The organism is Kitasatospora sp. NPDC057512, from assembly GCF_042802135.1.
Classification (GTDB): Bacteria; Actinomycetota; Actinomycetes; order Streptomycetales; family Streptomycetaceae; genus Kitasatospora.
The window spans coordinates 1-6,670 of sequence record NZ_JBHVET010000500.1 but is presented as its reverse complement, the minus strand read 5'-3'; the positions used below and the strand labels follow the sequence as shown (position 1 = coordinate 6,670).

Sequence of the window (6,670 nt, the reverse complement as noted above, 5' to 3'; positions counted from 1 at the left end):
GATCGGGATCGCGGCGGGGCGGAGGTGGTGCGGGGGCGGCGTTACGGCTTGCCGCGCAGGCCCCGGAGGTGTTCGGCGATGGGGGCGAGGGCCTGGTACATGTCGTCGAGCTGCTCCGGGGTGAAGCGGTCGATGAAGTGGGCCCGGACGCTGCGCACGTGGTCGGGGGCGACCCGCTGCATGGTCTCCCAGCCGTGTTCGGTGAGGTGGGCGTAGAGGCCGCGGCGGTCGCCGGGGCACTCCTGGCGCAGCACGAGGCCGGCGTTCTCCATCCGGGTGATCTGGTGGGAGAGGCGGCTCTTCGACTGGAGGGTGGCGGTCGCGAGGTCGGTCATCCGCATCCGGCGGTCCGGGGCCTCGGAGAGCACGACCAGGATCTCGTAGTCGTTGATCGCGAGGTTGTGCGGCTGGAGTTCGCGGCTGAGCTGGTAGTCCAGCAGCTTGGCGACCTCCAGATGGGCGCGCCACATCCGCTGCTCCCTGGCGGTCAGCCAGGGAGTCTCCTCCTCGGGCTGCGACGGAGGGGTGTCCGCGGTCTCGATCGTGTGCGTATCCATGCCCTCTAGCATAGCCGATTTAGTTCAATCTTGTACGAGTTTACAGACCGAAACGTCGTCCGAGGTCGCCCAGGTTACCGAGCCCGGGGATGTTGGGGTTGCCGCCGCCGTGCCCGGCCGTGCCCGGCTGGGACGGCACGCCGCCCACCGGGACGCCCGCCTCGGCGCCGACCGCACCGACCGACCGCTCCGCCATCAGCTTCTCACTCGACTGCAGCAGCACCTGGCCGGCGCCGATGAACTCGAACTGGTGCTCCTCGCCGGAGGCCCCGCCGATGCCGGTCAGCCGGCGCAGGCCGCCGATCAGCCCGTGCATGTAGTCGTGGTCGTAGTGGTGGCACGGCGCCGGGCAGTCCGCCCAGCCGACCAGCGCCTGCGGGTCCACCCGGAGCGGCGGCTCGACGAAGTGCACCGGGCCGTTGGAGGCGGCGACGAAGCGGCCGGTGCCGATCAGGGTCAGGAAGCCCGGGATGATCGACTGCTTCAGCCGCAGCGTCGGGTCGAAGGCCAGCAGGTTGCCGGAGCGGACGGTCAGGTTGCCCTCGTCCAGGTCGTACGAGTTGAGGTCGAACGCCCGGTCGGCCAGCAGCAGTTTGCCGCGGCCCTCGGCGACCACCCAGTCCGCCGCGTGCATCGGCGAGTTGAAGTGCTGGCCGAGCACCCGGTCGACCGCCCCGGCGCCGACGCCCTTGAAGGTGATGTCGCCGTAGTAGGCGACCATCTTGCCCTTCTGGAGGAAGTAGGAGCCGTTCAGGTCGACCGAGAAGGCGTACGGGTTGACGTTGTCGCCGGCCGGCAGGCTGTGGGCGTCCCACACCACCGGCCCGGTGCCGCCGTGGCCGGTCGGCAGCGGGGCCACCGGGCCGCCGAACTGCTCCTGGGCGTACGGCTGTTGCTGGCCGTACGGCTGCTGGGGCGGCTGCTGGTGCTGCTGGCCGTACGGCTGCTGGGGCTGGTGGCCGGGCGGGGGCGGCGGGTAGCCCTGCGGCGGGGGCGGCGGGTACCCGCCCGGCTGCGGGCCGTACCCCGGCGGGGGCGGCGGGGCGGCGAAGCCGGGCTGGGTCGGCTGGTTGTGCGGCGAGCCGTACGGGGGCTGCGGCGGGTAGGACATCAGAGCTTCTCCTCGCTCGCCTGGACGTACACCGCACCCTGCCCGGACAGTTCCAGCTGGAACGCCTCGCCCGAGCCGCGGCCGATCATGTCGCGCCAACCCAGCGCCGTGGAGAGCTTGTTGCGCACGTCGCCGCGGTGCGCCACGTACGCCTGCGGGTCGACGTGCACCGACTGGCCGGGGGTGATCGGCAGCTCGAAGACGCCGCCGTGGGCCATCACCGCGACCGAGCCCTGGCCCTCCAGCTTGGTGGTGAACAGGCCCTGCCCGGTGACCTGGCCGCGGACCATGCCCATCACCCCGCCCTGCGAGCCCATGAACATGGTGGACTGGCGCAGCGTGCCCTCGAAGGCGAGCAGCCGGTCCGCCTCGACGTACAGGGTGTCGCCGAACAGGTCGATCACGTGGACGTGGTGGCCGCCGTGGCCGAACATCACCCGGCCCTGGCCCTCGACGGTCATCAGCGGGGTGTCCTCGTTGGCCACCCGGCGGCCGATCATCGACATCACGCCGCCCTGCCCGCCGGTGATGTTCGGCGTGAAGCGGACGTCGCCGCTGTACGCGAGCATCGCGCCGCGCTGGCTGAACAGCCGCTGCCCGGGCACCACCTGGGCCTCGACCATCTTCCCGTTGATCTTCGTGAAGCCCATCAGACGTCGCCCCCGATGGTGACCTTCTCGGAGGGCTGGACGTACACCAGGCCCTCGCCGGTGAACTCGATCTGGACGGCCTCGCCGCCGCCCTCGCCGATGATCGTGGTCCAGCCCGCGCCCGACTTGAGGCTGCGCTGCAGGGTGCCGGTGTGCGCCACGTAGGCGCCCGGGTCCACCCGCAGCGGCATGCTCTTGTCGACCCGCAGGATGACGGCCGGGCCGTTGGAGGTGACGGCCGCCCAGCCGTGGCCCTCCACCTTGGTGGTGAACAGGCCGTTGCCCGAGGACATGCCGTTCAGCCCGGTGAAGCTGGTGCCGGTGTGCAGGGCGGACTCGGTGCAGAGCAGGTTGTCCGACTCGACGTACAGCGTCTCGCCGTTCAGCCGCACCAGGCTGATCTCGGTGGCCTTGTCGGCGAAGTAGCAGGTGCCCTGCCCCTTCACTTCCATGACCGTCATCTTCTCGCCGGTCAGCCGGCGGGTGACCATGCCGCGCAGGCCGTCCCCGCCGCCGGTCAACTTCTTGAAGGCCATCTGCCCGGTGTAGGCGACCATCGAGCCGTGTCGCGCCTTGACGGCGTCGCCGCCCAAGTCGACGGCGAGCACGCGCGATCCCTGGAGTCTGAACTGTGCCACGGCCGCAATCTAGCGGCTGCGGCCGTGGCGCGGGGAGAGTGCGTGGGCCGACTGGTACCGGTCTGGGACAAACGCGCCGGTCGCGCCCGGCGCACGCGCCCCGGTCAGGCCCGGGCGTGCGCCCCCTGTCCGGGGCTCGGAACGGTGCCGGCCGCCTGCTCGACCTCCAGCAGCGAGGCCGAGTGGCGCTCCGCCTCGAAGGCCACCACGCCGCCGCGCAGCCCGAACAGGCGCTTGGAGAGCATGATCCAGAGCACCGCCGTGATGTTCAGCACCAGGGTGCAGATCTTCAGCGCGCTGACGTGGTGGCTCAGCTCGTAGCCCTCCAGCGGCAGGAAGGCCGCGGTGGCGACCACCGTCAGGTACTCGGCCCAGCGCTTGTTCAGCCACAGGCCGACCGCCTCGACGATCTCGACCACCGCGTAGGCGATCAGCGCGCCCGCGACGATCAGCAGGGTGCTCTTCTTGAAGTCGAAGGTCTTGCGGATGGTCTCGACGATCGGGGCGTGTTCGAGGTCCCAGTGGAAGTGGTCGGTGACCGGCCGGAACACCGTGAGGTTCTCGTCGAAGACCCGGTGCACCGCGTCCTGGCTGTTGGAGAACTTCCACACGGCCCAGGCGACCACGATGATCAGCAGTCCGCGCAGCACCCGCTCGACGGCCAGGAAGCGCAGGATGAACAGGTCCCGCAGCGCCTTGCCGCGCGGCACCAGCGGAGCTTCGTCGGCCGGGCCGGAGCCGTGCGGGGCGCCCAGCGCGAAGTCGCCGCAGCGCAGGCAGCGCCAGGCGTCGCCGAGGGCGGTCGACGCGTGCAGCCGGGAGGCCAGCTCCGGCTCCGTCGGCGCGTAGGTGATGTGGCCGCGCTTGGCGCAGGTCCTGCGGTCCCAGTCGCGCTTGAACATGTGGTGACTACCCCCCGTGTGCGATGCGTCGGCGCCCGGATCGGTGGGCGCGCGGGCAGCAGGATAGGGGTTCCCGGGGACGGGCGGTCGCGCTCGGTGGCGTTCCGGCACAGAGCTGTGACAGGGCGGGCGGGCCCCGGGCCGGTCCCGGGCGGGCCCCGGGCCGGTCCCGGGCGGGCCCCGGGCCGGTCCCGGGCGGGCACCGGACGGGCTCCGGGCCGGTCGCTGTGAGATGGGGCACGGTGGCCACCCCCGGCCGGGGTCCGGTACGTGTGCTCGGTGATAATGGGCCGGAATGCTTGTGAGTCGCTTCACAAGCGAGCCCGCGCCGCCGACCCCCGTATTGAGGTATCCATCGTGAACAGCAGCGCCGTCCACCGCCTGCGCCTGGTCTCCGGCCCCGAAGGGGTCTCCTTCATTCTGCTGCTGATCTGCTCGGTGCTGAAGCGGACGACCTCGTTCGACGCCGTCCCGGTGATGGGCATGGTGCACGGCGTCCTGTTCATCCTGTACGTGGTCTTCTGGATCCAGGCCTGGCAGGCGCAGAAGTGGGACGCCAAGCGCGGCGTCCTGATGTTCGTGCTCGCGGTGCTGCCCACCGGCGGCTTCTTCGCCGAGCGGATGCTGGCCAAGGAGGAGCGGGGCGAGCTGAAGCCCGCCACCGCCTGAGCCGGCCGCCGGGGCCCCCGCTCGGGCCCCGGCCTGCCTCCTCGTGGACGGTCGACAGGCTGCCACGGCCTCCTCTCCCAAAGGGCCGCGGCAGCCTGTCGCCGTTTCTTACCGGGGGTGGTTCGGGTTCCTGCTGCGGATGGCGCGGGTCAGTTGACGTTGACCCCGCTCCAGGCCGCCGCGACCGTCTTGTACTCGGTGCTGGTCGCGCCGTACAGGTCGGTGGCCGCCTTCAGGGTCGCGGTGCGGGCGGCCTTGTAGTTGGTGGTGGAGGTCATGTAGACGGTCAGCGCGCGGTACCAGATCGCCGCCGCCTTGGTCCGGCCGATGCCGGTCACCGTCGAGCCGTTGGAGGTCGGGCTGTTGTAGCTGACCCCGTTGATGACCTTCGACCCGCTGCCCTCGGCGAGCAGGAAGAAGAAGTGGTTGGCGACGCCCGAGGAGTAGTGGACGTCCTTGTTGCCGACCGTGGAGGACCAGTAGTCGGCCGAGGCGCCGTCCTTGGAGGGCTTGTCCATGTAGCGCAGCGGCGTGCCGTTGCCGTTGATGTTGAGCTTCTCGCCGATCAGGTAGTCGCCCGGGTCGACCGAGAGGTTGGCGGACCACTCGACCATGGTGCCGAAGATGTCCGAGGTGGCCTCGTTGAGGCCGCCGGACTCACCGGAGTAGTTGAGGTTCGCGGTGGCGGAGGTGACGCCGTGGCTCATCTCGTGGCCGGAGACGTCGATCGCGGTCAGCGGGTGGGTGTTGCCGGAGCCGTCGCCGTACGTCATGCAGAAGCAGGAGTCGTCCCAGAACGCGTTGACGTAGTTGGTGCTGTAGTGGACCCGGCTCGCCGCGCCGACGCCGTTGTTCTTGATGCCGTTGCGGCCGAAGGTGTTCTTGTAGTAGTCCCAGGTGGCCGCCGCGCCGAACTGGGCGTCCACGGCCGCGGATTCGCGGTTGGAGGGCAGGCCGTTGCCGAAGCTGTTGGTGGTGTTGCTGAACAGCGTGCCGCTGCCCGAGGTGCCGCCCTTGAGGTCGGTGGTGGACTGGTTGCCCCGGGAGGCGTCCTTCAGCTGGTAGGAGCTGCCGCTCTGGGTGGTGGTGAGCGAGACGCTGCCGACGTTGACGCCCTTGCCGGTGCCGGTGGCGGTCTTCACCTGCTCGTCGGTGGAGAGCACCTGGCCGGTGGCGGCGTCGGTGACGACCACCTGGCGGCTCGGGGTGCCGTCCGCGCGCTGACCCTCGACCACCGTGCGGTGGGCCAGTCGCGGGGTGCCGTCGGCGGCCCAGACGACCAGCTCGGGCGCGCCGGCGCCGTCGACCCGGCTGAGCGCGGCCTCCTCCTGGTCGGCGGCGCCGACCGTGGCCTGCACGGCGGCGGTGGCCTTCTCGGCCGCCTGGGGCGCGGCGAGGCCCGGGGTCAGGCTGGGCACGGACAGCTGCCCGGCGAAGGCCCGGTCGACGGACTTCACCGAGCCGTCGGCCTTCTGGTGGACGACCAGGTCGCCGCCGAGCACCGGCAGGCCCGCGTAGGTCCGGTCGTACCGCAGGTGGCGGGTGCCGTCCTTGTCCACCACCACGTCCTTGGGCACCAGCTGCTCCTGGCCGCCGAGGGCGAGGGCCTGGGCGACCGGGGCGCTCTGCCCGGAGGCCAGCGCGAGCAGCGCGGACTGCTGCTGCGCCGGGGAGGGGGCGGCGGCCTGGGCCGGGACGGCGGCGATCTGGATGACGCCGGCCAGCAGGGCGGTGGCGGAGAGTACGGCTCCGACAGTCAGCTTTCGCTTCACGTGCGGGGGTTCCTTCCACGAGACCCGCGGGTGCGTGCGGGTGCGCCGCGTACCGGGGCGCCGGGGTTGGCACCTTGGGGGCGGTAGGGCGCGGACGTGCCGGTCCCGTGCGGTTCCTGACGTTCCGCCGGAAACGGGTGGGGCGGCGGATGGTCGGACGGGACTTGGTCAGAAGCATGACAATCGTTGGCAGGGATGGACAGGGCGCCTACCGGGATTGGCCAAGAACCGCCAGTCCCGGTACGGATGGTTCGGTTGCCGCCCGTTGCCCGGTTTCGGCGGTTCGTCCCGCTGGCGGGACTCCGCCAGGCGGACGGCCTTGACAGCTCTCCCCGGACGCTCGGACGCCCGGGACCTTGTCTCTTATACAC

At 71.2% G+C, this 6,670-nt stretch carries 7 protein-coding genes; 1 reads left to right on the top strand and 6 read right to left on the bottom strand.

Annotation, left to right across the window (positions count from 1 at the left end; all coding sequences use genetic code 11):
• Window positions 1-41: 41 nt before the first annotated feature.
• The 5 genes from ACFU6K_RS27465 to ACFU6K_RS27445 form a co-directional block, all read right to left on the bottom strand.
• On the bottom strand, window positions 42-557 hold the full coding sequence (locus ACFU6K_RS27465; protein ID WP_380667378.1) for a MarR family winged helix-turn-helix transcriptional regulator: 516 nt from the start codon (window positions 555-557) through the stop codon (window positions 42-44).
• A gap of 40 nt (window positions 558-597) precedes the next feature.
• Window positions 598-1,407 (bottom strand): AIM24 family protein, encoded by an 810-nt coding sequence (locus ACFU6K_RS27460; RefSeq protein ID WP_380667380.1) that lies wholly within the window; start codon window positions 1,405-1,407, stop codon window positions 598-600.
• A gap of 260 nt (window positions 1,408-1,667) precedes the next feature.
• On the bottom strand, window positions 1,668-2,318 hold the full coding sequence (locus ACFU6K_RS27455; RefSeq protein ID WP_049651451.1) for an AIM24 family protein: 651 nt from the start codon (window positions 2,316-2,318) through the stop codon (window positions 1,668-1,670).
• Window positions 2,318-2,956, bottom strand: coding sequence for an AIM24 family protein (locus ACFU6K_RS27450; protein WP_380667376.1), 639 nt, complete (start codon window positions 2,954-2,956; stop codon window positions 2,318-2,320). Before ACFU6K_RS27450 ends, ACFU6K_RS27455 begins: the two co-directional genes overlap by 1 nt.
• A 104-nt stretch (window positions 2,957-3,060) precedes the next feature.
• On the bottom strand, window positions 3,061-3,858 hold the full coding sequence (locus tag ACFU6K_RS27445) for a DUF2127 domain-containing protein (RefSeq protein ID WP_380667374.1): 798 nt from the start codon (window positions 3,856-3,858) through the stop codon (window positions 3,061-3,063).
• Window positions 3,859-4,215: 357 nt separating this feature from the next.
• Here ACFU6K_RS27445 and ACFU6K_RS27440 point away from each other — a divergent pair, with 357 nt between their 5' ends.
• The gene (locus tag ACFU6K_RS27440; RefSeq protein ID WP_380667372.1) at window positions 4,216-4,527 is read left to right on the top strand and encodes a DUF3817 domain-containing protein; all 312 of its coding nucleotides are present in this window, start codon (window positions 4,216-4,218) and stop codon (window positions 4,525-4,527) included.
• A gap of 149 nt (window positions 4,528-4,676) precedes the next feature.
• Here the strand turns inward: ACFU6K_RS27440 and ACFU6K_RS27435 are convergent, their stop codons facing one another.
• Complete coding sequence (locus ACFU6K_RS27435) at window positions 4,677-6,299, bottom strand: M4 family metallopeptidase (protein ID WP_380667370.1); 1,623 nt, start codon at window positions 6,297-6,299, stop codon at window positions 4,677-4,679.
• Window positions 6,300-6,670: the final 371 nt, after the last annotated feature.

Excerpts from the sequence above, each read along its gene's own strand:
- ACFU6K_RS27465 (WP_380667378.1), bottom strand. The coding sequence starts at position 557 with ATGGATACGCACACGATCGAGACCGCGGACACCCCTCCGTCGCAGCCC.
- ACFU6K_RS27455 (WP_049651451.1), bottom strand. The coding sequence starts at position 2,318 with ATGGGCTTCACGAAGATCAACGGGAAGATGGTCGAGGCCCAGGTGGTG.
- ACFU6K_RS27445 (WP_380667374.1), bottom strand. The coding sequence starts at position 3,858 with ATGTTCAAGCGCGACTGGGACCGCAGGACCTGCGCCAAGCGCGGCCAC.